This window comes from Streptomyces montanus, assembly GCF_005786655.1.
In the GTDB taxonomy this organism is placed as follows: Bacteria; Actinomycetota; Actinomycetes; order Streptomycetales; family Streptomycetaceae; genus Streptomyces; species Streptomyces sporangiiformans.
In genome coordinates this window covers 146,992-171,465 of record NZ_VBZC01000007.1, presented here as the reverse complement: position 1 = coordinate 171,465, position 24,474 = coordinate 146,992, and the positions used below count along the sequence as shown (strand labels likewise).

Annotated in this window: 18 protein-coding genes; 11 read left to right on the top strand and 7 right to left on the bottom strand. The window is 71.3% G+C overall.

What is annotated here, in order from left to right:
- Window positions 1-135 precede the first annotated feature (135 nt).
- Window positions 136-2,667, bottom strand: coding sequence for a tetratricopeptide repeat protein (locus FE633_RS08395; RefSeq protein WP_171059858.1), 2,532 nt, complete (start codon window positions 2,665-2,667; stop codon window positions 136-138).
- Between the two features lie 414 nt (window positions 2,668-3,081).
- Here FE633_RS08395 and rsgA point away from each other — a divergent pair, with 414 nt between their 5' ends.
- The 4 genes from rsgA to FE633_RS08370 all read left to right on the top strand — a co-directional run bounded on the left by rsgA (window position 3,082) and on the right by FE633_RS08370 (window position 7,238).
- Complete coding sequence (gene rsgA, locus FE633_RS08390) at window positions 3,082-4,197, top strand: ribosome small subunit-dependent GTPase A (RefSeq protein ID WP_171059857.1); 1,116 nt, start codon at window positions 3,082-3,084, stop codon at window positions 4,195-4,197.
- Window positions 4,198-4,418: 221 nt separating this feature from the next.
- Window positions 4,419-5,195: an ArsR/SmtB family transcription factor gene (locus FE633_RS08380; protein WP_246113500.1), complete on the top strand. Its 777-nt coding sequence runs from the start codon at window positions 4,419-4,421 to the stop codon at window positions 5,193-5,195.
- A gap of 79 nt (window positions 5,196-5,274) precedes the next feature.
- Window positions 5,275-6,720 carry a DNA-3-methyladenine glycosylase 2 family protein gene (locus FE633_RS08375; RefSeq protein WP_246113499.1) on the top strand — a complete coding sequence of 482 codons (1,446 nt, stop codon included), beginning with the start codon at window positions 5,275-5,277 and terminating at the stop codon, window positions 6,718-6,720.
- A gap of 5 nt (window positions 6,721-6,725) precedes the next feature.
- Window positions 6,726-7,238, top strand: a complete 513-nt coding sequence (locus FE633_RS08370) for a methylated-DNA--[protein]-cysteine S-methyltransferase (protein ID WP_138044510.1) — start codon at window positions 6,726-6,728, stop codon at window positions 7,236-7,238.
- 61 nt (window positions 7,239-7,299) lie between these two features.
- Here the strand turns inward: FE633_RS08370 and FE633_RS08365 are convergent, their stop codons facing one another.
- Window positions 7,300-9,678, bottom strand: coding sequence for a glycosyl hydrolase family 95 catalytic domain-containing protein (locus FE633_RS08365; protein WP_138044450.1), 2,379 nt, complete (start codon window positions 9,676-9,678; stop codon window positions 7,300-7,302).
- A 116-nt stretch (window positions 9,679-9,794) separates the two neighbouring features.
- A complete protein-coding gene (locus FE633_RS08360) occupies window positions 9,795-10,280 on the bottom strand; it encodes a DUF456 domain-containing protein (protein WP_138044449.1) in 486 nt (161 codons plus the stop codon).
- Window positions 10,281-10,434: 154 nt separating this feature from the next.
- Between FE633_RS08360 and FE633_RS08355 the strand changes: the two genes are divergently transcribed.
- Window positions 10,435-12,015 (top strand): protein phosphatase 2C domain-containing protein, encoded by a 1,581-nt coding sequence (locus tag FE633_RS08355; protein WP_138044448.1) that lies wholly within the window; start codon window positions 10,435-10,437, stop codon window positions 12,013-12,015.
- Window positions 12,016-12,270: 255 nt separating this feature from the next.
- On the top strand, window positions 12,271-12,693 hold the full coding sequence (locus tag FE633_RS08350) for an ATP-binding protein (protein ID WP_246113508.1): 423 nt from the start codon (window positions 12,271-12,273) through the stop codon (window positions 12,691-12,693).
- Window positions 12,694-12,894: 201 nt separating this feature from the next.
- On the opposite strand, the gene FE633_RS08340 is transcribed toward FE633_RS08350, so the two are convergent.
- Window positions 12,895-13,935 (bottom strand): DUF2637 domain-containing protein, encoded by a 1,041-nt coding sequence (locus FE633_RS08340; protein WP_138044447.1) that lies wholly within the window; start codon window positions 13,933-13,935, stop codon window positions 12,895-12,897.
- A 367-nt stretch (window positions 13,936-14,302) separates the two neighbouring features.
- Window positions 14,303-15,094, bottom strand: a complete 792-nt coding sequence (locus FE633_RS08335) for a (2Fe-2S)-binding protein (protein ID WP_138044446.1) — start codon at window positions 15,092-15,094, stop codon at window positions 14,303-14,305.
- Between the two features lie 237 nt (window positions 15,095-15,331).
- On the opposite strand from FE633_RS08335, the gene FE633_RS08330 reads away from it, so the two are divergent.
- Window positions 15,332-16,267 carry a GntR family transcriptional regulator gene (locus FE633_RS08330; RefSeq protein WP_138044445.1) on the top strand — a complete coding sequence of 312 codons (936 nt, stop codon included), beginning with the start codon at window positions 15,332-15,334 and terminating at the stop codon, window positions 16,265-16,267.
- A 33-nt stretch (window positions 16,268-16,300) separates the two neighbouring features.
- On the opposite strand, the gene FE633_RS08325 is transcribed toward FE633_RS08330, so the two are convergent.
- Window positions 16,301-17,080, bottom strand: coding sequence for a hypothetical protein (locus FE633_RS08325; RefSeq protein ID WP_138044444.1), 780 nt, complete (start codon window positions 17,078-17,080; stop codon window positions 16,301-16,303).
- 151 nt (window positions 17,081-17,231) lie between these two features.
- On the bottom strand, window positions 17,232-19,019 hold the full coding sequence (locus FE633_RS08320) for a PucR family transcriptional regulator (protein WP_138044443.1): 1,788 nt from the start codon (window positions 19,017-19,019) through the stop codon (window positions 17,232-17,234).
- Window positions 19,020-19,272: 253 nt separating this feature from the next.
- Here FE633_RS08320 and FE633_RS08310 point away from each other — a divergent pair, with 253 nt between their 5' ends.
- From FE633_RS08310 to FE633_RS08295, 4 genes are read left to right on the top strand one after another with little or no spacing between them, the layout of a single operon-like run.
- The gene (locus FE633_RS08310) at window positions 19,273-20,172 is read left to right on the top strand and encodes an FAD binding domain-containing protein (protein ID WP_138044441.1); all 900 of its coding nucleotides are present in this window, start codon (window positions 19,273-19,275) and stop codon (window positions 20,170-20,172) included.
- Window positions 20,172-20,768, top strand: coding sequence for a (2Fe-2S)-binding protein (locus FE633_RS08305; protein ID WP_138044440.1), 597 nt, complete (start codon window positions 20,172-20,174; stop codon window positions 20,766-20,768). Before FE633_RS08310 ends, FE633_RS08305 begins: the two co-directional genes overlap by 1 nt.
- 2 nt (window positions 20,769-20,770) lie before the next feature.
- A complete protein-coding gene (locus tag FE633_RS08300) occupies window positions 20,771-23,221 on the top strand; it encodes a xanthine dehydrogenase family protein molybdopterin-binding subunit (protein WP_138044439.1) in 2,451 nt (816 codons plus the stop codon).
- Window positions 23,197-24,372, top strand: coding sequence for an XdhC family protein (locus FE633_RS08295; RefSeq protein WP_138044438.1), 1,176 nt, complete (start codon window positions 23,197-23,199; stop codon window positions 24,370-24,372). Before FE633_RS08300 ends, FE633_RS08295 begins: the two co-directional genes overlap by 25 nt.
- Window positions 24,373-24,474: the final 102 nt, after the last annotated feature.

Here is a 24,474-nt window from a genome sequence, read left to right as displayed (position 1 = left end):
CGCCTGTCACGCATTGTGTCCCTGCTTAATGGGCCCCACCCAGAAGTTGGGCGTTTTGGTGTGACTTTTCGGTCAGGGCCGCCCGCCGCGCACATGACGTGGTAAAGGGTGGGTCATCGGCGCTGCACGCCGCGCTCACGGTGAAAAAGCGCTGGTGGGGTCGGTGTCCCCGGGCCGCACCATCTTGCCCAGTACGAGCCTCAAGTTGGCCAGCGCCGTCCCCTCGTTGTCGCGGTCCCCGGTCTCACGGAAGATGGCGGTGGCGTCGAGGCACGCGTCGATGCCCTCTGTGAACCGCCGCGCGTCCATCAGGTCCAGCCCCAGGTTGATCAGCGCCCAGCCTTCGTGGTGCCGGTCGCCGACCTCGCGGAGGATCGTGACAGCGACCCGGGTGGTCGTGATGGCTTCCTCGAGCCGATGTGTTTCGTGCAGAGCAACGCCCAGGCCGGTCAGTGCCAAGCCCTCATTGTGCCGGTCACCCGTCTCGCGGAGGATCTCGACGGCGTCCCGACAGGTGGTGACGGCCTCCTCGTAGCGCTGTGACCGCGCCAGAGCACGCCCCAGGTGGGCCAGTGCCCGCCCCTCGCCGTCCCGGTCGTCGGTCTCGCGGTACATGGCGACGGTGTCTTGGTGGGTGGTGACGGCTTCCTCGTGTCGCCCCAGTTCCTGCAGGGCTACTCCCAGGTTGGTCAACGGCAGGACTTCGCCGTGCCGGTTGCCCGTGTCACGGAAGATGGCGATGGCGTCCCGGCAAGCGGCAACGGCCTCTTCGAACCGGTGCGTCTCCACCAGCGCCAACCCCAGGTTGACCAGCGCTGTCCCCTCGTTGTCGCGGTCGCCGGTCTCGCGGAGGATGGCGGCGGCATCCCGGCAGGCGACGACGGCCTCCTCGAACTGCCGTGACTGCAGCAGGACACCACCCAGGGTGGCCAGTGCCAGGCCCTCCTCGCGCCGAAAGCCGGTCTCACGGAAGATGACGTCGGCGTCCCGGCAGGCGATCATGGCCTCCTCGGGCTGCCGCATCTCCCGCAAGGCCTGCGCCATGTTCCCCAGTGCCATCCCCTCACCGCGTCGGTCGCCGGTTTCACGGCACAGTGCCACGGCGTCTCGGCAGGTGGTGATGGCCTCGGTGAACCGCCGCGCGTTCATCAAGGCGGCGCCCAAGTCGCCGAGCGCCTTGCATTCGGCGTGCCGGTCGCTGAGACGACGGGACGCGTGCACGGCCAGCGTGGCGAGCTCGACCCATTCCTCGAAGCGTCGCCGCCTGACCAGGTAGTGGCCCAGGGACCGGGCCATGACCATCCCGGCGAACGGGGTGAGCTCGGCGCCGGTACGGCAGGCGGCCACCAGGTTGGGCAGCTCGGCATCCAACCAGGCCAGTGCCTGCTCCTGGTAGCCGAAGCCATGCGCGGCCGGGTCGGTGATCGTCGGATTCAGATGGGACGAGGCGTTCCAGCTGGTGGTCAGGTAGTACTCCAGCAGTCGCGCCCGCGCTCCCATTCGGTCGTCTTGGCCGGCGTTGGCCTCGCCGAGGTCGGAGGCGTACAGGCGGACCAGGTCGTGCATCCGCCACCTGCCGTAGACACCCGCGGGTTCGATGAGATGAGCTCGGGCGAGCTCCTCCAACAACCGCCGGGCCGGCCGCTCCTCCAGCCCGGACAGGATCGCGGCCGCCTCCGTGGACACCTCAGGCCCGGGGTTGACGGTCAGCAGCCGGAACAACCGGCCCTGAGCGTCGTCCAGGTTCCCGTAGGACAGGTCGAACGCCGCCCGCACCGCTGTTTGCTCATACCGCAGCTCGGCCGGCCGGGCGTGCTCGGCAGCCAGGTCAGCGGCCATCCGGGCCAGGGGTTTGGCGGGCTGGGCCGCCAGCAACGCGGCGACGATCGCCACCGCCAACGGCAACCCCGAGCAGAACTCCACCAGTCGACGTGCCTGACCAGGGTCGTCCGCCACCCGAGTATCGGCATCCCCGCGCTTGAGGCGCAGCAGTCGGTCAAGTAGGTCGACCGCCTCAGGAGCGGACAGCACATCCAGATCCAGCAGCCGGCCATCCAGGTCGGCCAAGGTGTGCCGCGATGTCACGATCGCCGCCCCAGCACCCGGGAGCAAGGGCGCGGCCTGGTTGCCGGAGGAGGCATTGTCGATCACCACCAGGATCCGTCTGCCCTGCGCGGCGTACTCCGCCAGAATCGCCCGGTACAGCCGCTCCCGGTCCTGCACCCCCGGCGGAATGTGCTCGTCCGGCACGCACAACGCCCGCAACAGCCCACTCAGCGCCTGGCCCGACTCCAGCCGTTTGGGCTCCGGCTCATAGCCGTGCAGGTCCACCATCAACGCGCCGCCGGGAAACCAGCCCCGGGCCAAAGCCTGGTGGGCGGCCTGCAACGCAAGCTCCGTCTTGCCCACTCCGGCCAGGCCCGCGACCGCCGACACCTGCACCACCGTCGATCCCGCCGCGCCCGGGGCCAGCAGATCCAAGAGCTCACGCAGGATCGCCCCACGGCCGACGAACTGCGACGTGCCTGCATGCAACCCGTTCAACGCCGACGGCACCGCCGCGGGCAACTCCACGGTGACATCCCGACCCATCACCATCGGGCCGATCACTATCCCGCCCGACATCATGTTGTGCGTACCGTGCGGCACCGGCTCACCAACGGCCATGACCGACAACCCTACGAGCATCGAGTACACGCCCACGGCCGAAAGGGCATTGGTACTCTTCCGTAACACCGCACGTGACGTTCGAGGGCCAAGTGACAACGGCAGAACGGGACTTCAGCGATGACGGGCGGCCGGGGCCGCCCGAGGACTCGTGCTCCGGCAGCGCGTGCATGCCGCTGTCGGGTGCGCCGTAATTCGATGGCGCCGAGGCCCGTGTACCTCTAGGGTCGGTGATGTTCGAGCGGCAACCCGGGGTTGCCGCTGGTGACTTGGCTTGGTTGGGGAGGTGTGACCGATGGCTGTCGTTGTGATGGGCGCTGCCCGCATCCGGAAGTTCATTCAGTCCACCTCCGTGGCCTCCGGCTGACCTCACTCTTTTCCCGCGCCAGTGAGCGCGGTGCCGGGGCCACCCTTGTGAAGGGTCACCCCTTGTCTTTCTCTTCTCTTCAGGCGTCTTCGCACCCTCTCGCCCCGTATGGCTGGGATGAGGGCTGGGATGCGGAGTTCGCTCCGTACCTTGAGCGGGGTCTGGTGCCCGGCCGTGTTGTGCGGGTCGACCGTGGGCAGTGCGATGTGGTCACCGCCGACGGGCTGGTACGCGTCGACACCGAGTTCGTCACGCCGCACGATCCGCTGCGGGTCATCTGCACCGGGGACTGGGCCGCCGTCGATGCCGGCGGCGACCCCCGCTACGTCCAGGAGTATCTGCCGCGCCGCACCGCCTTCGTGCGCTCGACCTCGTCGAAGCGGTCGGAGGGGCAGATCCTGGCCGCCAACGTCGACTTCGCGGTGGTCGCCGTGTCGCTGGCGATGGAGCTCGATCTCGGGCGGATCGAGCGGTTTCTGGCGCTCGCCTGGGAATCGGGGGCACAGCCGCTGATCGTCCTGACCAAGGCGGATCTCGTGCCCGACGCCGCGACACTGTCGCATCTGGTGCAGGACGTGGAGACGAGCGCGCCGGGGGTGCAGGTGCTGGCGGTCAGCTCGGCGGTGGGGGACGGGATCGATGTCCTCGCCGCGGTGGTCTCCGGCGGTACGTCCGTGCTGCTCGGGCAGTCGGGTGCGGGCAAGTCGACCCTCGCGAACGCCCTGCTGGGCGAGGACGTGATGTCGGTGCAGGCGACGCGGGACGTGGACGGGAAGGGGCGGCACACCACGACGACCCGTAACCTCCTCGTCCTGCCTGGCGGTGGCGTTCTGATCGATACGCCCGGGCTGCGGGGTGTGGGGCTCTTCGACGCCGGGGGCGGGGTCGGGCAGGTGTTCTCGGAGATCGAGGAACTCGCCGAAGAGTGCCGCTTCCACGACTGCGCGCATGGGGCGGAGCCGGGCTGCGCCGTCCTCGCCGCCGTCGACTCCGGTGTCCTCCCGGAGCGCCGGCTCGACAGCTACCGCAAGCTGCTCCGTGAGAACCAGCGGATCGTCGCCAAGACCGATGCCCGCGCCCGGTCCGAACTTCGCCGCGAGTGGAAGCGGCGGGGGGCTGAGGGGCGGGCCGCGATGGAGGCCAAGCGGGGGCGCTGGCGCTGAGCCTGAGCGCCCCTTCAGGGGCGCGGGGAACCGCGCGACCAGCCACAACGGACCCGCAGCGGACATGTGAACCCCGGGGGTCTGGGGGCGGAGCCCTCAGGGATGGGACGGGCAGGGGCGGCGGGGGCGAAAACCCTTGGAGCGGGGCCGCCGCGTCTGCCCAGGCTCCGGCATCCGGGGCGGCATTGACAGGCAACCATATGGTTGCCTATTTTGCTGATGTGACTACGGACCTGGGACCGGCGCTCAAGGCGCTCGCGGACGCCACACGTCGGCGCATGCTTGATCGGCTGCGCGAGCGCAACGGTCAGACCCTCAAAGAGCTTTCCGAGGATCTCGGCATGACTCGGCAGGCCGTCTCCAAGCACGTGACCGTGCTCGAAAGCGCCAACCTGGTGAGTGCCGTCCGGCGCGGCAGGGAGAAGCTGCACTACCTCAACCCGGTGCCCATCCAGCAGATCCACGAGCGATGGATCAGCCAGTACGAGCACGACCGACTCAACGCCCTGAGCTCACTCAAGACCGCACTGGAGGAGACAACCGTGACCGGCCCCGACTTCGTCTACACGATCTACATCGCCACCACGCCCGAAGAACTCTGGAAGGCGCTGACCGATCCCGAGTTCACCCGGCGCTACTGGGGTGCCGGCGAGACCGCGGTGGCGGTGGAGTCCGACTGGCGGCCCGGGTCGCCGGTCGCACACCGATTCGCCGGAGCGGACGAGCCGTTCATGCGCGGCGAGGTGATCGAGGCGGACCCGCCGCGGCGGCTGACCTACACGGTCGGGTTCGTGCCGACCCCCGACAACCCCGCCCCGGACACCCGCCGCGCCACTGCGAGTTTCCACCTCGAAGAAACGGCCGACTCCCAGGTCAAGCTCACGATCCACAGCAGCGACCCGCGCACCGAAATGCGGGAACAGGTGCACCAGGGCTGGCCCGTCGTGCTGTCCAGCCTCAAGACGTTGCTGGAGACCGGCCGACCGATGCCGGTGTGAACGAGGCCGGGAAACCGCCCTCAACGTCGTGTCCGATTTCCGCCAGCCCGGCCGTCCGCGAGGGCGCAGACTGGGGGGTGTGACGAAGGAAGAGACCAGGTACGAGGCCGTGCGGAGCAGGGACGCCCGGTTTGACGGGGTGTTCTTCTTCGCCGTGGAGACGACCGGGATCTACTGCCGGCCGAGCTGCCCGGCGGTGACGCCGAAGCGACGCAACGTGCGGTACTACGCGACGGCCGCGGCGGCGCAGAGTTCCGGCTTCCGGGCCTGCCGCAGGTGCCGGCCGGACGCCGTCCCCGGTTCCGCCGAGTGGAATGTGCGCGCGGACGTCGTGGGACGGGCGATGCGGATGATCGGAGACGGCGTCGTGGACCGCGAGGGCGTCTCCGGGCTCGCGATACGGCTCGGCTACAGCGCTCGCCAGGTCCAGCGGCAGCTCACCGCCGAGCTGGGCGCGGGCCCGGTCGCGCTGGCACGCGCCCAGCGCGCGCACACCGCCCGGGTACTGCTCCAGACCACGGCGCTGCCGATCACGGAGATCGCCTTCGCCGCAGGCTTCGCCAGCGTGCGGCAGTTCAACGACACGATGCGCGCGGTGTACGCGTCCACGCCCAGCGAGTTGCGCGCCGCCGCACCTGGCCGTCGGGGAGCCGGGGCGCGCGATGCGGACGGCACTCCGTCCGCCGGTATCCCGCTGCGCCTCGCCCACCGCGGCCCGTACCAGTCCGGCCCCGTCTTCGACCTCCTCGCCGCCGAGGCCGTACCCGGCATCGAGGTGGTGGCCGGCGCCCCGGGTTCCCGTACCTATCGCCGCACCCTGCGTCTGCCGTACGGCACCGGCATCGTCGCCGTCGACGAACGCCGGTCAGGGCGACGGGCACCGACTTCGAACCACCCCAGCGGCTGGCTCGACGCCCGGCTTCATCTCACCGACCTCCGCGACCTCACCACCGCCGTACAGCGGTTGCGCCGGCTGTTCGATCTCGATGCCGATCCGTACGCCGTGGACGAGCGGCTGGCCGCCGATCCACTCCTGGCACCCCTTGTGGCCGCCCGGCCGGGGCTGCGCTCGCCGGGTGCCGCCGATCCGGAGGAGCTTGCGGTGCGGGCCGTGGTCGGACGGAACGAGGCCGAGCGGCTGGTACGGGCGTACGGCAAAGCGCTCGACGCGCCCTGCGGCACGCTCACGCATGTCTTCCCCGAGCCCGCCGTCCTCGCGGAGGCCGAACCCGAGGGCACCCTCGGCGCCCTGGCCGCAGCCCTCGCCGACGGACGTCTGCGTCTGGACGCGGGTGCCGACCGCGATGACGCGGCGAGTGCCCTGCTCGCACTGCCCGGCATGGATCCCCACACGGTGGCCGTCATCCGTGCGCGTGCTCTCGGCGACCCGGACGTCGCCGTCGGCCCGCCCGGGGAACAGGTCCCCGACAGCTGGCGACCCTGGCGTTCCTACGCCCTGCGGCACCTGAAGGCCGCCGGACATCAAGTCACCGTAAACACAAGTGAGTTGGAAGTCGACGAATGAGCATCATGACGCCGCCCCCGCCCCCGCATGACTACACGCACTACACGACGCTCGACAGCCCCGTCGGTCCGCTCCTCCTCACCGCGGACGAGTCCGGCGCGCTGACCTCCCTCTCCGTGCCCGGCCAGAAGGGCGGTCGCACCGTACAGCCCGGCTGGCGGCGCTCCCCGGAACTCTTCCGGGCCGCCGAGGAACAGCTCGCCGCGTACTTCGGGGGTGAACTGAAGGAGTTCCAGCTGGAGTTGAGGACGGCAGGGACCGAATTCCGGGAGAAGGTCTGGGCCGCCCTCGACTCCGTGCCGTACGGCGCGACCACCACCTACGGCGCGATCGCCGCGTGGATCGGTGCGCCGCGCGCCGCCGTCCGCGCCATCGGTGGCGCGATCGGCGCCAATCCGCTGCTGATCGTCCGCCCCTGCCACCGGGTGATCGGCGCGGACGGCTCCCTCACCGGTTACGCGGGCGGGCTGGACCGCAAGCTGCGTCTCCTCACCCTGGAGGGCCGAAAAGGGGAGTGAGGGGGAATGAGGCAAAGGGGGAATGGGGGAATGGGATTGTGGGTCGGTCCCGCCGCGCCATTCACGACGTGGGTAGCCCCCAGCGTGGTGCCTCCTCGTTCGGCTCGACCGGTGTGATCCGCAGGTCCGGACGGTCGCCCTTGGCGGTGATGAGCGCGGACTCCCCTTCCGGCAGCCGGACTTGGATCGCACCGTCGTCCACGGACTCGTACCGCAGCGGGCGTCCCCGGCTGTCCCGTACCTCGATCGGGCCCGCGATGCCATGCCGTACGACGCAGGGGGCACCCGCCTCGCTGAGCAGCCGGACCCAGCGGGTCACCCCGGCCTTTCGTACGGCGCTGAGCAGAAACGCGCCCTGGGTACGGAAGTTGTGCACCGTCAGGTCCGCCCAGGCGGCGGGCAGCGCGGGAAAGACGCGGATGACGCCGCCCCAGGACTGGCAGATCATGTCGTGCAGCGACTGGGCGGCCGAGAGGGGAGTCTCGATGACCGGGCCCGTCTCCTTGTACATGGTGTTGGGCTGGATGAAGCGGGTCATCAGCTGGCCGAGGTAGCTGAGCGCGTCCTCGCCCTTGCCCAGCAGCGCGGACATCGAGGCCGCGCCGGTGAACGTATAGCCCTGCAGGGCGCCCTCGAAGCCGACCCAGTGGGCCAACGACTTCTCGATCAGGGCCTTTTCGTCGGCCGTGCGGCCCGTCAGCTCGTACAGCGGGTACACCGCCAGGAGATGCGAGTAGTGGCGGTGCGACTTCGCGAAGGGGATGTCCGCGCCGATCATGAAGCCGTTCTCGTCGGTCGGATACGCGACCCGCTTGGCCAGGACCTCCCGCCAGCGCGGCGCCAACTCGTCGTCGATGCCGAGGAGTTCCGCCGAGTCAAGGAGGGTGCGGCACCCCCATGTCAGCAGCATCAGGTCGTAGTTGCAGTCCCGTGAGTTGCCGCCGTATTCGGGCGAGAAGGTGGCCGGCAGGTGCAGCTTGCCGTCCGAGCCCGGCTCCAGGAAGTGCAAGTAGTAGTTGATCGCCTTGCGGAGGAGGGGGAAGAGGACGTCGCGGAGGATCGACTCGTCCATCGTGTGGCGGTAGCTGAGCCAGACGTTGTGCAGAGCCCAGGTGAGGTTGCCGACCTCGGGAGTCGGCGGGTCCTGGCCCGGGATGCCGACGCCGTAGCCCAGGACGGGGCCCGTCGGTCCGCCGTTGACCAGCGAGGCGTCGGTGGTGCGCGGAACGCCCAGCGAGTCCGCGCGGTACGCGGGTGCCATCTCGGCCTTGAGGTTGTCGCGGAACTCGCTCAACGCCCTGGTCACGGCGTCCAGTTCCAGGTGATTGGATCCGTGGATCAGCCAGTACTCCAACTGCACGTTCAGGTTCCACCAGGTCGCCGGCCACGGCGTGGACTCCACCCAGGGGCCGCACGTGGCCATCACGGGCGCGTCGCGCCGGGCCGCGGAGGCCGTCTTGTAGAGCTGGATCCAGTAGAAGCGCTGGATGCGCGCGTCGGGCAGGGAGAGGAAACCCTTCCGGTAGAAGGCGCGCCACCAGGCGCGATGCGCGACCGCCAGCAGGTCGTACGAGAGTTTCGAGGCGTCCCGGACAGCGGCCAGCGCCCGCCCGAGCGCCGTCGACTTCGGATACGAGTGCGCGACATGCGCGTACAGCGTCCGCGTACCACCCCAGGTGCGCTCCCGCCATGCGGTGACATGCTGCCCGCCGGACAGCAGTGGCTGTACGGCGGCGGAGACGCCGTCGTGGTCACCGGTCTCGGCGGGCGGGTTGGCCGCGTACCCCTCCGGCAGCGGCCGGAAGTCGGCGCGCGGGCTGATCGCCTTCGCCGGATGGAACACCCAGGTGAAGTCGCGCTCGCCTTCGCTCGGTGTCACCTCGACGGCCAGCACGGAGCGGGTGGTGTGCACCAGGGCGCGGATGGTGAGGGTGCCCCGGTCGGTGGTGAGCGTTCCGGTCAGTTCGGCGTCGCGCAGCCCGAGCCGCCAGTCCAGGCCGGTGATCGTGCCCACCGGCTCCAGTGTGAAGTGGCCGATCGGCAGCCGGGCGAGCCCGAAGAGCGAGCCGAACTGCGGGCGGTGGTCCTGGACTTCGGAGTGCTGCACGTTGAAGCGGACGGCCTGGAAGGTCTCGGCCCCGGTGCCGGCATCGGTACCGGTACCGGCCTCAGGACTCGGCTCGGCGTAGATCCCGGAACCGAGGAAGCCGTTGCCCAGATACGGGCCTTCGTACCAGGTCTTCGGCATCCGCTGCCACACCAGGTCCGCGTCGTCCAGAACGGTTCGCCAGGGGTCGGAACCGGCCTCGGCGGCGGTCGCCGCCGCCGAGGCCTGGGTGGGCAGCCCGCCCGCGAGCAGCGTTCCGCCGAGCGCGGATCCGGTGGCGAGCACGGTACGTCTGGACGGGCGGCTGGAACGGCGGCTGGACGGGCTGGGCATCGCGCCTCCTGGCGGCTTGTACGGCACAGCTATTCATCGGAGCTATCCCTGTGCGCAAGGTAGAGATGACGCGAGAGATCGTCAATATTGCGGAAGAGATCCGATGAAAGATGGGGTCACGGCCCCCAGAAGACCGCACCCAGCCATGCCCCCGTGATCAGCAGACACGCGAACAGCTCCACCAGCACGCTGGTCCCGCCCGAGCGCATCACCAGGCGAACCGATGCCACAGCCTCCCTGCGCCCGCCGAGCCGCAGCCGCTCGCAGAGATAGATCCCGCCCAGGAATCCGGGGACCGTGCCGAGCACCGGCGGCACGAAGAAGCCGAGCAGTGCCCCGACCCCGGCGTACACCGCCATTCGGCGGGTGGCGCCGCTCTCGACCAGCCGGCGTGGCGGCAGCTGCCAGCGGATCACCTGGGAGAGGAACTGGACGCAGGTGGCACCCACGAGGACCGCCCAGGAGAGCCCCTCGGGGTCCTCGAACGCCCACCACAGGATCGCGGCCCACACGAGCCACGATCCCGGCGCGCCGGGCATCAGCACCCCGCACAGGCCGAGCAGTATCACTACGCCGACCAGCAGGAGTTCCCACGCTCCCATCTGCCCAGGGTGCCGGAGTACGGGCGAGCCCGCAGGTCAGCCGGGCCGCAGCCGGGTCGGCGGCTTCGTATCGCCGTTCGGCACGCACCCCCCCGGGGCCGCTTTTTCCTGATGCACCGTTTTCATCCGGCCCGTGCGGTGGACAATTGGGGGCATGAGCCAGCAGGGGGAGAAACCCAACGGTCAGGACGACGACTGGTGGGGGCAGTTGTACGACGACTCCACCGAGGACACGGGGCCCGCGGCCGTGGCCGATTCCCTCGACGACCGGTTCGCCTCGGCGGCGGGGACGGTCGGGGCCGCTGCGCAGCAGGGTCCGCCCGGCGGGGAAACCGCCGGGTCGCCCCCGCCCTCCGGGCCGCCGGACACCGACGCGCTGCACCGCAGCGGGCTCCGGCGGGAGCGGGCCCCCTGGGAGGCCCCGCCCTCCGAAGCTCCGGCACCCGCCTCCTTTCCCCCAGGCCCCAAGCCACCGGGATTCCGCGCGGAGGCACCCCTGGTCGATACGTCCGTTGATACGTCCGTTGAGGCGTCCATCGACACGTCGATCGGCACGTCCACGGAGACACCCGCGGCGGCGGTGCCCGCGTCGCGCGCACCGGCCGACGGTCCGGCCGATGGAGAGGCCGACGGTCCGGTCGGCGAACCCGCTCCCGGTCTTACCAGCCGTCCGACTGAGGGCCCGCCCGCCACGCTGCCGGACGCCCCTTCGGAAGTCCCCGACGTCCCTGCCGCCTCCGCCCCCGCAGTCGCACCCGAACCCGCCCGCATCACTGTCGACTACGTTGGCTCCGGTCCGCCCACCTACGACCCCGAACCCACCGCCCTGCCGCCCGCGGATCCGGACGATCTGGACGATCTGGTGGCCGACACCGTGCTGGACGGGGCGCACTACGGGACCTGCACGCTGCGGGCCGCCTCCGTGCGCGGGGACTCGGCGCGGTACCGGGGCGAGCCACGCCGGGACTCGCTGCTGACCGCCCGGTTCGGGACGGGGGAGCAGGCGCTGGTGCTCGTCGCCATGGCGACCGGCGCGCGGGCGACGCCCGGCGCGCACCGGGCCGCCGCCGAGGCGTGCCAGTGGATCGGCCGGGCCGTGGGCCGCAGCCACGCACGGCTGGCCGAGGACATCAAGGCCGCGCGGCGCGGTGACCTCAAGTCGGGTCTGCACCGCCTCACCGACCGCAGCCTCGGCAAGCTCCGGGCCACCGCAGCCGAGCAGGGCATCGATCCCGAGGAGTACACGGCGAGCCTGCGCTGCCTGCTGCTTCCCGCGGACACCGAGTGCCGTACCCGCGTCTTCTTCGGCATCGGCGCGGGCGGCCTGTTCCGGCTGCGCGACGGCGAGTGGCAGGACATAGAACCGCACGTCGCCGAGGCCACCGGTGAAGCCGTGGTCGGCTTCGGCTCGCCGCCCTCCGAAACCCCCGAGGGCGACCGGCTCACCATGGACCTGGGCATCACCACACCCCCGAGCCCGTACGAGCCCGCCCCCGAACCGCCCCGCGAACCCTTCCGCTTCCGTGCCTCCGTCGCCCGCCCCGGCGACACGCTGCTGCTGTGCACCGGCGGCCTGGCCGAACCTCTGCGCGGCGAACCCGACCTCGCCCGGCAGCTGACGGCCCGGTGGGCGGACGCCGATCCGCCCGGTCTCGCCGCCTTCCTCGCGGACGTCCAGGTCAGGGTGAAGGGATACGCCGACGACCGTACGGCCGCGGCCGTTTGGGAGACGTAGCGGCGTCCGCTGATTCATGGACCCAGCGCGACAGCGGACGCAGTGGTTCATCTCCGCTCATGCGGGGCACCCGTGGCTGTATCAGAGGTGTTGACGATTCGACATGACTGCCACGTTCCGGGCGGGGGCATGCATCTCGTGAACCTGTTCGAGCAGGAGGGGAACGACATCAGCGTGCGGGCGGGGGTCATGAAGAGGCAGGCACGAGGAGGTGGTCCCGTCGTATCCGGGGCCTTCTCGGCGAAGGCAGCGAAGATGGCGAAGACGGCGGAGAAATCGGCGGACAGCGCGACGGACCAGTACGGCTTTCCGCAGCTCAGGCGCAGGTTGGGGCGGGCAGACCTACGGGCCGTGCCCGAGGTGCGCAAGGCGCTGCGGGACCTGCTCGCCCAGTGGGGCAGGCCCGGCAGATCCGATATAGCGGAGCTGCTGACCAGCGAACTGGTCACCAACGCCCTCATCCACACCGACTACGACGCGGTGTTCACGGCCACCGTCGGCCCGAATGGACTCCGGGTGGAGGTCAGGGACTTCGTGGGGCGCAGGCCGACACTGCGGGTGCCGAAGGCCGACGACGGTACGCACGGCAGGGGCCTGGTCCTGGTGCAGTCGCTCTCGGACGCGTGGGGCGTACGGCAGCACGGGGTGGGCAAGACGGTCTGGTTCGAGCTTTTATAGGGCTCGGTTCGCCGCGCTCCATCTTTTTTGGGGCTCGGTTCGCCTCCGGGGCGCTACAGCCGGTGTCGAGAGGCCGATCGTGCTCGACCCCTCCTTCGTCGGGGCCTCCGCGCGTTCGGCCTCTCGACACCGGCGCGCCCCTTCGGCTCACTCGCCGTAGGGCGCCCTCTTTTTGCGGCTTGGTTTGCCAGGCTCTCCGCCTCAGCCGAACTGCTGCTCCAGGTCCTTGAGCTTGCGCTCCAGGGAGTCCAGGCGAGGCAGCGCCATCGTGTCGTCCTCGGCGGTGAGGTCGACGGTGACCGGCTCAGAAGCGTGGCTGACGGCCGTGAGGGAGGGACGGGCGCGCACGGGCAGTGGCTCCGGAGCCGATATGGCAGGCTCCGCGGTGACCTGGGCGGGCGCCGGAGCGGCGGGCACTTGTTGCACCTCGACCTGCCGGGAGCGTCCGATCAGCCCGCGCTGGCCGCGCGTGATCGCCCGCAGACGAGCTCGCTCCATCTTCTCCTGGTCACGCCGGCGCCGCCGGTTCTGCTCCTTCTCCCGCTTGTCCTCGCGCACTTCCTCGACCGCCTCGTCCAGGGTGCGCACACCCTCGAGCAGCATCAGCGACCAGGCACCGAAGGTCTCACGCGGGGCACGCAGCCACCGTACGATCCGGATCTGCGGCAGCGGCCGGGGCACCAGCCCCTGCTCGCGCAGCGCCGCACGGCGGGTCTGCTTCAGTGCGCGGTCGAACAGCACCGCGGCCGACAGGGACATACCGGCGAAGAAGTGGGGAGCACCCGCGTGGCCGGCGCCCCGGGGAGCGTGCACCCAGTTGAACCAGGCCGCGGCGCCGGCGAACGTCCACACGAGTATGCGGGAGCCGAGGGCCGCGTCACCGTGGCTGGCCTCGCGTACCGCGAGCACCGAGCAGAACATCGCGGCGCCGTCGAGGCCGAAGGGAACCAGGTACTCCCAGCCACCGGAGAGGTTCAGGTTCTGCTTGCCGAAGCCGACCAGGCCGTGAAAGGAGAGCGCGGCGGCGACCGCTGCGCAGATGAACAGGAGCACATAGGAAGCCGTGCCGTAAATGGCCTCCTTGCGCCGGCGTCGCTCCTCGCTGCGCTCCCACGAGTCGTCCGCGTTCGCGTTCTCCCCGGAGCGCTTGCCGCGCGCGAGTACCGCTACCGCCGCCAGCATGCCCAGGAGCAGTACGGCGCCCGGAAGCAGCCAGTTCAGCGATATGTCGGTCAGTCTCATCTGGGGTCCCTTGCATTGGGATAGGGCGTAACGCCCGCCATAGTGGCCCAAACCCATCGGCCCTCAGGGGGTTTCGGGGCAAGAGGCCGCCAAGGGAGTGCAAGGGGATGCGCAGGGCGACATTCTGCTCGAACTACCGCGCGAGGGACGGGAGTTGAGTGCGATTAAGATACCCGTACGGGTGGTTCCCCGGAAAGTTCCCGCGACGCGTGAGGAAATTGTGAAGCGCCTGTAATGCGCGGGGTGTCTCGAAGGGTGTCCCGGTGGGTGTCTCGGTCCGAGTTGACCTTAGGTGATGCCCGGTGCGCCGGTTCGCCCGGGGTGGCCTGAACTCCTCGCCGCGGTGGCCGAATTGGCTCGGGGGCGGTCAGCAGGCCGCGGCGGCTGTCAGCTTCTCGATGCGGACCGCGTCGCAGTTGCGCGGGCAGTTGGCGCACGTGTCCTCGGGGTCCACGGTGTAGAAGAAGCAGCAGCTCGCTCGGTCGCGGGTGGTCAGGGCATTGCCGCTCGGGCCGGTCAGCTCGCGGAACGCGGCCGTGCCGACATACGGGCGAGTCGCGCCCGGGAGCAGCCGCTCCAACTCGGCCATCGCGCGCCGCTCCTCGCCGAGGAGTTGGGCGACGTACCAGAGCCCCTCGACGATCTCGTCGGTCGCCATGCCCCACAGGGCGCGTCCCCGGCGTCGCATGCGGGGTCCGAAGCCGCCGAGAACCGGCTCCATGTGCTCGGCCACGGCGGCCCGTACCTCGGCGCGCAGGGCGTCCTCGTCCGGTACGACGCGGGCGCCGGGCAGCGTGGCGGCCGGGTCGCCCGGCAGGCAGGCGAACTCCCCGACCCGCACGGCCATGCGGCCGAGCGTGCGCTGGAAGGAGACGTGCTCCACGGGGAAGCGGGGCACGCGGCGCAGCAGGAACCACGGCATCGTGAACAGCAGGCAGGCCGGCCAGGCGTACCGGTGCAGGCCGAAGCTCGCGACGACGTCCGGGCGGGCCCGCTGTCCGTAGTCGCTCTGTACCTGTGCGCTGTCCCATGCGAGAAACGTGTCGAGGTCGGCTCCGCCCGCCGCGAGCCCCGCGACGGCGACCCAGCCTGCGCCGACGGGGGCCGGTTCTCCGGGGCCGAGCTCCATGACGCTCAGGTGGGGGTACGCCTCGGTCATGAGGTCGTAGGCATCCGCGACGGCTGACGAGCCGGGTGCGAGGCGCCGACGGGAGAAGCTGCGGCCGGAGCGGGAGCGGACATGCGAGGGCCACCGATTCACGATCGTTTGTAGGTAAGCCTTACCTTACTCGAAGTTATCGAGGTTTGAACTACGGCTCGCTCCGCCTATCGTGCAGGACTACGGCCACATCGGCCGCAATGGCCACAAGTACCGCCAAGCCCGGAGGAGGCCCCCGTGGAGCAGGCCGGCCCGCGTGACGCGAACGGCTCCGCCGGGGACGTGGCGGAGGAGGCCGGTCAGGCCCTCCGTCAGACGCAGACGCGGGCGGCGGCCGTGGTCGTGGACCGGGAGCGTGGGGCGGGCCGCGAGGGCGGCGGGCTCCGGGACGGTGCCGCGCACTCGGACGCGGCCCGCGGTGAGCACACCCACAGCGAGCCCTCGCTCCCGCGACCGCGCTCGGCGGACGGACGCTTGCCGGGCGGAAGTCTGCCGGGGGGCGCGCAGGGTGCGGAAGCGGTCGACGACACCCCCCGCCCCGTCGTCCAGCGGTCCTCCGTGCGAGGCCAGATCCTCCACGCCCTCCGTACCGCCCTCGTGGGCGGCGAGCTGTCGCCCGGCGAGGTCTACTCCGCCCCCGCACTGGGCGAACGCTTCGGTGTCTCGGCGACCCCCGTGCGCGAGGCGATGCAGCAGCTCGCGACCGAGGGCGCCGTGGAGGTCGTACCGAACCGGGGCTTCCGCGTGGTCGAGCGCGGCGCGCGTGAGTTGGCGGAGCTCGCCGAGATCCGGACGCTGATCGAGGTCCCCGTGGTGCTGCGGCTGGCTCGTACGGTGCCCGCCGCACGCTGGGCGGAGCTGCGCCCCCTCGTCGAGGCGACGGCACGGGCCGCGGCCACCGGCTGCCGGGCGACCTACGCCGAAGCCGACCGCGCCTTCCACCGCGCCGTGCTCGACCTCGCGGGGAACGAGCAGCTGGTGCGGATCGTCGACGACCTGCACCGCCGCGCCCAGTGGCCCCTCGTCGGCGGCCCCGCCACCCGCCGCCGCGACCTGGTGGCGGACGCCGCCGAACACACGACGCTGCTCGACGCGTTGATCGCCCAGGACCTGCCGGTCGTGCAGTCCCTCGTCCAAGGACACTTCGCGGGCGCGTCCCAGGGCGCGTCCTAGGGCCCTGTCCGGCGGATCAGGGCCGGACAGGGCCTAAGCCGTCGCCGCCGGCGGTGCCGGAGCCAACTGCGGTGCCAGCCACGTCGGTACGCCGCCGAGGAGCCGGAACAGCCGTCCCGCCTCGGCCCGCAGCCGGGACGCCTCCGGCTCGGTCTCGGCGTCGGCGAGGGAAGCCAGCGCGGGTGCCGTGCCGACGAGGTAGCCCAGCTCCTCGCGGATCCGGAGGGATTCGCCGAAGCCGTGCCGGGCCTCTGCCAACTCCCCTTCGCGGAGGGCGAGTCCGGCGAGGTGGCGCCAGGTGAAGGAGAGCAGCAGCGGGTCGCCGTGGGCGGTGGCGCCCGCGTGGGCGCGGCGGTAGGCGGCACGGGCCGACTGCGGGGAGTGGGCGAGGTTCTCGGCGAGCAGACCGCGCCGGAAGTCGAGGAGGGCCCGACCGGGAGAGCCCGGTGCGATCAGCGCGGCGGACCGGCCGAGCGCGGCCCGCGCCTCGTCCGCCCGGTCGCGCACGCCGAGGATCGTGGCGGCGTATGCGAGCTGTCCGCGCTCGCAGGCCGCGGCGCCCCGCTCGTCGTCACTGCGGGCCAGCGCCTCCGCCGTACGCAGCGCGTCCTCGGCCTCCTCCCAGCCCTCCGCGGTGTAGAGACACCGCTCCACGAGGAGCGAGGCCCGCTGGAGAGCGGCGCCCGCCGTGTGTGAGGCGAGAAGCGCGGCCGCGTCGGCCCAGCAGGCGCGCGAGCGCAGCCGCCATACCGCGATCTGGAGCGGATCGTCCCCTGCAGCCGTTCCGGTATCAGACATGGCGGGATACGCCACGTTGCCCTCCCCGAGCACGCCATTGAGCTGTTGAGTGGTGGCCGCATCTCAGCACGAATCGGCGCGCCCGGCCAAGAGGGTGGGTGAAGGATTTCACAAAGTCATGGGACGCGAACGGCACTTGGTGCCACCCGTCCGCAGCACTGTGACGTCAGCTCATCCGCAACGCGAGGAAAAAGTCCAGCTTGTCCTCCAGCCGGGAAAGATCGCGTCCCGTCAACTGCTCGATACGGCCCACCCGGTAGCGCAGCGTGTTGACGTGCAGGTGCAGACGGTTCGCGCAGCGCGTCCAGGAGCCGTCGCAGTCGAGGAAGGCCTCCAGGGTGGGGATCAGCTCGGCGCGGTGCCGGCGGTCGTAGTCCCGGAGCGGGTCAAGGAGGCGGGCCGTGAAAGCCCGGCGCACGTCGTCGGGGACGAAGGGCAGGAGCAGCACATGGGAGGCCAGCTCCTGGTGGCCCGCCGCGCACACCCGGCCGGGCCGGGCCGCCGCGACCCGGCGCGCGTGCCGGGCCTCCTCCAGGGCGCCGCGCAGTCCCTCCGCCGAGTGCACGGCCGCGCTGACGCCGAGGGTGAGCCGCCCGTCGTCGTTCAGGCCCGCCGACAGCGGGCCGCGTACGGCCTCCAGCAGCGCTTCGGCGTGCAGCCCGGACTCGGACCCGTCGTGCTCCGTGGATACAGCCGGAAGGGGGACGAGCGCGACCGCCTCCTCACCCGTATGGGCGACCGCGATCCGGTCGGACTGATCGGGCCCGGACGACTGGGGGAGCTCCCTGTCCGAAGAGCTTGGGGGAGGGGCGACGAGGATCTCCTCCAGCAGCGCCTGGGCCACCGGCCCCCCGTCGATCTCTCCCGCCCGTGGCCCGCCGCCCTCCTCGGCCGAGGGCCTGGGGAGCCCGCCGCGTACGTCGTCCCACTCGACGCGGGCCACCACGACCTGCCAGTGCGGGGCAGCGCCCAGCCCCGGCAGCAGCACCGGCGCGGCGACCCGCAGCCGCGCCGCGATCTCGGCGGACGCGGCGCCGGTCTGCACCAGCTCCAGCACTTCCTGGGCGAGTCTGCGGCGCACCGTACGCGCGGCGTCCCGCCGGTCCCGCTCCACCGCGATCAGCTGCGCCACGCCCCGCAGCAGATCGAGCCGCTCATCGGGCCAGTCCCCGGCATCCGCCTCCACCGCGAGCAGCCAGTCCGAGAGCACCGTCTCGCGTACGTCGCGCGAGGCCACCGTGGAACCCCGGCCTCCCCCCGTCGCCGCCGGGCGGTGACCCCAGCTGTGGATCGGGAAGAGGGAGTACGCCGTGCCGTCGACCGTCACGCGGTACGGCCCGCGCCGGCCGGTGCGGGACGCCGCCAGGTGCTCGGCGGCCAGTGTGGCGCGGACTTCGGCCGGCAGCGCCGCCCCCGAGAGGTTCGAGCCCGCGATCGCGCGCCCGGTGGAGGAGAGCACCCAGGCCCGCAGGTCCAGATCGGAGCCGAGCAGGTCCAGCACCACGTCCGGGCCGCCGCCCGCGGGGCCGGAGGTCATCATCCGCCGGTGCCGGTCCACCACGGCCGCCAGATCCCCGGCCCGCTCACCCGAGACCTGCCGTACGACATGCTCGGTGACCGTCGCGAAGGCCACCGACTCGTTGACGGCGAACAGCGGCAGCCGGTGCCGGGCGCAGGCAACCACCAGGTCGTCGGGGACGGCGCCCAGCTCGGCCTCACCGGCGGCCAGCGCCGCGACCCCGGCGGCCACGAGGATCCGTACGAAAGGCTCGGAGTCCGCTGCGTCGCGCCGCCACGCGAGACCCGTGAGGACGAGCTCACCGCCCGACAGGTAGCGGCTGGGATCCCGCAGATCCGTGGTCATCACCCCGCGCACACCGCGGTCCAGCTCGTCCTCGCCGCCGAGCAGCCGCAGGCCCAGCGCGTCGGAGTCCAGCAGTGCGCGCAGCCGCATTCTCGTCGCCGCCGTTCTTTGTCTCGAAACCGAGGGCTGTGTCGGACGTTTCCAGAGGGCTGTGTCCGACGTTTCCAGAGCAAAACGAAGAGGTTGCTGATGGCGTCCGTTCATACGAATCTACAAGACGAGCCCTCTGGCCAGCCAACTCCTTCATGGTTTCCGTGACTGACCCGGCTGCGGGACGGCGATGTGTACTTACCTCATTCGGCGTGAACAGGACACGAGCAGGACACGAAGAAGAGAGCGGGTCATGGACTTCCTTCGCCCCGCCAGCTGGGAGGAGGCGCTCGCCGCGAAGGCCGAGCACCCCACCGCTGTGCCGATCGCGGGTGGCACCGATGTGATGGTCGAGATCAACTTCGACCACCGCCGGCCCGAGTACCTCCTGGACCTGAACCGCATCGGCGAGCTGGGCGACTGGGAGGTCGGCGAGGAGACGGTCCGGCTCGGCGCCTCCGTCCCGTACACCAGGATCATGGAGAGTCTGCGGGGCGAGCTGCCGGGACTCGCCCTGGCCTCCCACACCGTGGCCTCCCCGCAGATCCGCAACCGCGGCGGCGTCGGCGGCAACCTCGGCACGGCGTCCCCGGCCGGTGACGCCCACCCGGCACTCCTCGCGGCGGGCGCCGAGGTCGAGGCCGAGTCCGTACGCGGCTCCCGGCTCATCCCGATCGACGCGTTCTACACCGGGGTGAAGCGCAACGCGCTCGCCCCCGACGAGCTGATCAGGGCCGTACACATCAAGAAGGCCGACGGTCCGCAGCAGTTCTCCAAGGTCGGCACTCGCAACGCGATGGTCATCGCCGTCTGCGCCTTCGGTCTGGCCCTGCATCCCGAGACCCGCACCGTGCGGACCGGCATCGGCTCGGCCGCGCCCACGCCCGTGCGGGCCAAGGCCGCCGAGGAGTTCCTGAACGCGGCGCTCGACGAGGGCGGCTTCTGGGACAGCGGCAAGATCATCACCCCCTCGGTCGCCCGGCAGTTCGCGGACCTGTGCTCCGCCGCCTGCAACCCGATCGACGACGTCCGGGGCACCGCGGACTACCGCCGCCACGCGGTCGGCGTCATGGCCCGCCGCACGCTGACCTGGACCTGGGAGTCGTATCGCGCCACCGGCCGCGACGGACACGAGATGGGGGGCGCCGCGTAATGCGCGTCAGTTTCACGGTCAACGGCCGTCCGCAGGAAGCCGACGACGTGTGGGAGGGCGAGTCCCTGCTGTACGTGCTGCGGGAGCGCCTGGGCCTGCCGGGTTCCAAGAACGCCTGCGAGCAGGGGGAGTGCGGGTCGTGCACGGTGCGGCTCGACGGCCTACCGGTGTGTGCGTGTCTGGTCGCGGCGGGCCAGGCAGAGGGGCGCGAGGTCGTCACGGTCGAGGGCCTGGCGGACTACGCCAAGCAGCGCGCCGAGGGATGCGGAACCGGGGCATGCGGTACGCCGCTCGACGAAGCCAGGCGGTGGGAGGCGGGGGGCACTGACTCCCAGACCGGCGAAGGCACGGGCTCCGTCCCGCGTGCGACGCTCTCGCCGATCCAGCAGGCGTTCATCGACGCCGGCGCCGTGCAGTGCGGCTTCTGCACCCCGGGTCTGCTGGTCGCCGCCGACGAGATGCTGGAGCGCACCCCGAACCCGTCCGACGAGGACATCCGCGAGGCGCTCTCCGGCAACCTCTGCCGCTGCACCGGCTACGAGAAGATCATGGACGCGGTCCGTCTGGCGGCCGCCCGGCAGTCCGAGGCGGTCTGAGCATGGGTACGACCGGTACGCCCACCGACATCACGCAGGGATCCCGGACCAGGGGCGGCGTCGGTGAGTCCACGCTCCGCCCGGACGGCATCCTCAAGGTCACCGGCGAGTTCGCGTACGCGTCCGACATGTGGCACGAGGACATGCTGTGGGGTCAGATCCTGCGCTCCACGGTCGCCCACGCGGAGATCGTCTCCATCGACACGAGCGAGGCCCTCGCGCAGCCCGGTGTGTACGCCGTCCTGACGTACGACGACCTGCCCACCGACGTGAGGCACTACGGCCTGGAGATCCAGGACACCCCGGTCCTCGCCCACGGCAAGGTCCGCCACCACGGCGAGCCCGTCGCGATCGTGGCCGCCGATCACCCGGAGACCGCGCGCCGAGCCGCCGCGAAGATCAAGGTCGAGTACCGCGAACTGCCCGTCGTCACCGATGAGTCGAGCGCCATCGCGCCCGACGCGCCCCTGATCCACGAGAGCCGCACGGACCTCCCCCAAGGGCCTCCGACAAGCTCCGGTCCAGGGGGGACCCCCATCAAGGGCCACGTCCCGCACCCCAACATCCTGCACCGCCAGCCGATCATCCGCGGCGACGCCGAAGAGGCCGCCGGGAGAGCGGACTTCATCGTCCGGGGCGAGTACACCTTCGGCATGCAGGACCAGGCCTTCCTCGGCCCCGAGTCCGGCCTGGCCGTCCCCGCCGAGGACGGCGGGGTCGACCTCTACATCGCCACCCAGTGGCTGCACTCCGACCTGCGTCAGATCGCGCCCGTCCTCGGTCTGCCCGAGGACAAGGTCCGGATGACGCTCTCCGGTGTCGGCGGCGCGTTCGGCGGCCGCGAGGACCTGTCGATGCAGATCCACGCGTGCCTGCTGGCACTGCGCACCGGGAAGCCGGTCAAGATCGTCTACAACCGGTTCGAGTCCTTCTTCGGCCACGTCCACCGCCACCCGGCGAAGCTCTTCTACGAGCACGGGGCGACGAAGGACGGCAAGTTGACGCATCTCAAGGCCCGGATCGTCCTTGACGGCGGCGCGTACGCCTCCGCCTCCCCGGCCGTCGTCGGCAACGCCGCCTCGCTCGGCGCGGGCCCGTACGTCGTCGACGACGTCGACATCGAGGCCCTCGCGCTCTACACCAACAACCCGCCCTGCGGCGCCATGCGCGGCTTCGGCGCGGTGCAGGCGTGCTTCGCGTACGAGGCGCAGATGGACAAGCTCGCCGACAAGGTGGGCATGGACCGGGTCGAGTTCCGGCGGCTCAACGCGATGGAGCAGGGAAGCCTCATGCCGACGGGGCAGCCCGTCGACTCGCCCGCACCGGTCGCCGAACTCCTGCGCCGCGTCAAGGCGATGCCGCTGCCGCCGGAGCGCCAGTGGGAGAGCTCCGAGGGCGCGGACGTCCGCCAGCTGCCGGGCGGTCTGTCCAACACCACGCACGGCGAGGGTGTCGTACGCGGTGTGGGGTACGCGGTCGGCATCAAGAACGTCGGCTTCTCCGAGGGCTTCGACGACTACTCGACCGCCCGTGTCCGTATGGAGGTGGCCGGCGGCGAGCCCGTGGTGACCGTGCACACCGCGATGGCGGAGGTGGGCCAGGGAGGGGTCACCGTCCACGCCCAGATCGCCCGCACCGAGCTCGGCGTCACCCAGGTGACCATCCAGCCGGCCGACACACAGGTGGGCTCCGCGGGTTCGACCTCGGCGTCACGTCAGACGTACGTCACCGGTGGCGCCGTCAAGAACGCCTGCGAGCTCGTCCGTGAGCAGGTCCTGGAGATCGGGCGCCGCAAGTTCGGCACGTACCACCCCGCCTGGGCCACGGCCGAGCTGCGGTTGGAGGGCGGCAAGGTGGTCACCGACGGCGGTGAGGTCCTGGCCGGCCTGACGGACGTACTCGAAGGCGAGTGTGTCGAGGTCGAGGAGGAGTGGCGGCACCGGCCGACCGAGCCCTTCGACCTCCGTACCGGACAGGGCTTCGGGCACGTCCAGTACAGCTTCGCCGCGCACCGCGCCGTCGTCGAGGTGGACACCGAGCTCGGCCTGGTGAAGGTCATCGAACTGGCCTGCGCCCAGGACGTCGGCAAGGCGCTCAACCCGCTGTCCGTGGTCGGCCAGATCCAGGGCGGCACGATCCAGGGCCTGGGCGTGGCCGTCATGGAGGAGATCCTCGTCGACCCGAAGACGGCGAAGGTCAGGAACCCCTCTTTCACGGACTATCTGATCCCCACGATCCTCGACACGCCGACCATCCCCGTCGACGTGCTCGAACTCGCCGACCACCACGCCCCGTACGGGCTCCGCGGCGTCGGCGAGGCGCCGACCCTGTCATCGACTCCGGCCGTCCTCGCGGCGATCCGGGACGCGACGGGTCTGGAGCTCAACAGGACACCGGTACGGCCGGAGCATCTGACGGAGACCGAGACATGCTGGACATCGCCGAAGAACTGAACCGGTGGGTCGAGCAGGAGCGCGACTTCGCCGTGGCCACCGTGGTGGCGGTGGGCGGCAGCGCGCCCCGAGAGCCCGGCGCCGCACTCGCGGTCGACGCCGACGGCACGGCGATCGGCTCGGTCTCCGGCGGCTGCGTGGAGGGCGCGGTGTACGAACTGTGCCAACAGGTCCTGGAGGACGGGGAGCCGGTCCTCGAACGCTTCGGCTACAGCGACGAGGACGCCTTCGCGGTCGGCCTGACCTGCGGCGGGATCATCGACATCCTCGTCACACCGGTCCGTGCGTCCTCGCCGGCGCGCGGGGTGTTCGCGGCCGCGCTGGCCACCGCGGCCCGCGGGGAGGCGGCGGCGGTCGCGCGGATCGTCTCGGGGCCCGGGGAACTGCTGGGCCGCGCTCTGCTCATACGGCCCGACGGCTCGTACGAAGGCGGATTCGGTGCCCATCCGGAGCTGGACCGCACGGTGGCGGCCGAGGCGGGCGCCTTCCTGGACGCGGGCCGCACCGGCACCCTGGAAATCGGAGAGCAGGGCTCTCGCTGCGGAGCGCCGCTCACGGTTCTGGTCGAGTCATCGGTGCCGCCGCCACGGATGATCGTCTTCGGCGCGATCGACTTCGCGTCGGCCCTCGTACGGGTCGGCAGGTTCCTGGGCTACCACGTGACGGTGTGCGACGCGCGCCCCGTCTTCGCCACGGCGGCCCGTTTCCCGGAGGCGGACGAGATCGTCGTCGAGTGGCCGCACCAGTACCTGGAGCGCACGGACGTGGACGCCCGGACGGTGTTGTGCGTGCTGACCCACGACGCCAAGTTCGACGTACCGCTCCTCCGGCTCGCGCTGCGGCTGCCGGTCGCGTACGTCGGCGCGATGGGCTCGCGCCGGACCCACCTCGACCGCAACGAACGCCTTCGGCGAGCCGGCGTCACGGAGCTGGAACTGGCGCGGCTCAGGTCCCCGATCGGCCTCGACCTCGGGGCGCGTACGCCCGAGGAGACAGCCCTGTCGATCGCCTCGGAGATCGTCGCCGACCGGCGCGGCGGCAGCGGGGTCTCGCTGACCGGGGCGCACACCCCTATCCACCACGACGTCGCGTCGGCGCAGGCGTCGTCGCAGGAGCCTGCGACGACGCGACGGATCGGGACGGTGGCCTGACGCCTGACGCCTGACGCCTGACGCTTGGCGTCTGGCGTCAGGCGTCACCTCCTTGGGCGGCATGCCGTACGTGGCGCGAAACGATCGGGTGAAGTCCGCGGC

Excerpts from the sequence above, each read along its gene's own strand:
- FE633_RS08395 (WP_171059858.1), bottom strand. The coding sequence starts at position 2,667 with ATGGCCGTTGGTGAGCCGGTGCCGCACGGTACGCACAACATGATGTCG.
- FE633_RS08370 (WP_138044510.1), top strand. The coding sequence starts at position 6,726 with ATGACGCCGCCCCCGCCCCCGCATGACTACACGCACTACACGACGCTC.
- FE633_RS08365 (WP_138044450.1), bottom strand. The coding sequence starts at position 9,678 with ATGCCCAGCCCGTCCAGCCGCCGTTCCAGCCGCCCGTCCAGACGTACC.
- FE633_RS08360 (WP_138044449.1), bottom strand. The coding sequence starts at position 10,280 with ATGGGAGCGTGGGAACTCCTGCTGGTCGGCGTAGTGATACTGCTCGGC.
- FE633_RS08355 (WP_138044448.1), top strand. The coding sequence starts at position 10,435 with ATGAGCCAGCAGGGGGAGAAACCCAACGGTCAGGACGACGACTGGTGG.
- FE633_RS08350 (WP_246113508.1), top strand. The coding sequence starts at position 12,271 with ATGGCGAAGACGGCGGAGAAATCGGCGGACAGCGCGACGGACCAGTAC.
- FE633_RS08340 (WP_138044447.1), bottom strand. The coding sequence starts at position 13,935 with ATGAGACTGACCGACATATCGCTGAACTGGCTGCTTCCGGGCGCCGTA.
- FE633_RS08335 (WP_138044446.1), bottom strand. The coding sequence starts at position 15,094 with ATGACCGAGGCGTACCCCCACCTGAGCGTCATGGAGCTCGGCCCCGGA.
- FE633_RS08320 (WP_138044443.1), bottom strand. The coding sequence starts at position 19,019 with ATGCGGCTGCGCGCACTGCTGGACTCCGACGCGCTGGGCCTGCGGCTG.
- FE633_RS08310 (WP_138044441.1), top strand. The coding sequence starts at position 19,273 with ATGGACTTCCTTCGCCCCGCCAGCTGGGAGGAGGCGCTCGCCGCGAAG.
- FE633_RS08305 (WP_138044440.1), top strand. The coding sequence starts at position 20,172 with ATGCGCGTCAGTTTCACGGTCAACGGCCGTCCGCAGGAAGCCGACGAC.
- FE633_RS08300 (WP_138044439.1), top strand. The coding sequence starts at position 20,771 with ATGGGTACGACCGGTACGCCCACCGACATCACGCAGGGATCCCGGACC.
- FE633_RS08295 (WP_138044438.1), top strand. The coding sequence starts at position 23,197 with ATGCTGGACATCGCCGAAGAACTGAACCGGTGGGTCGAGCAGGAGCGC.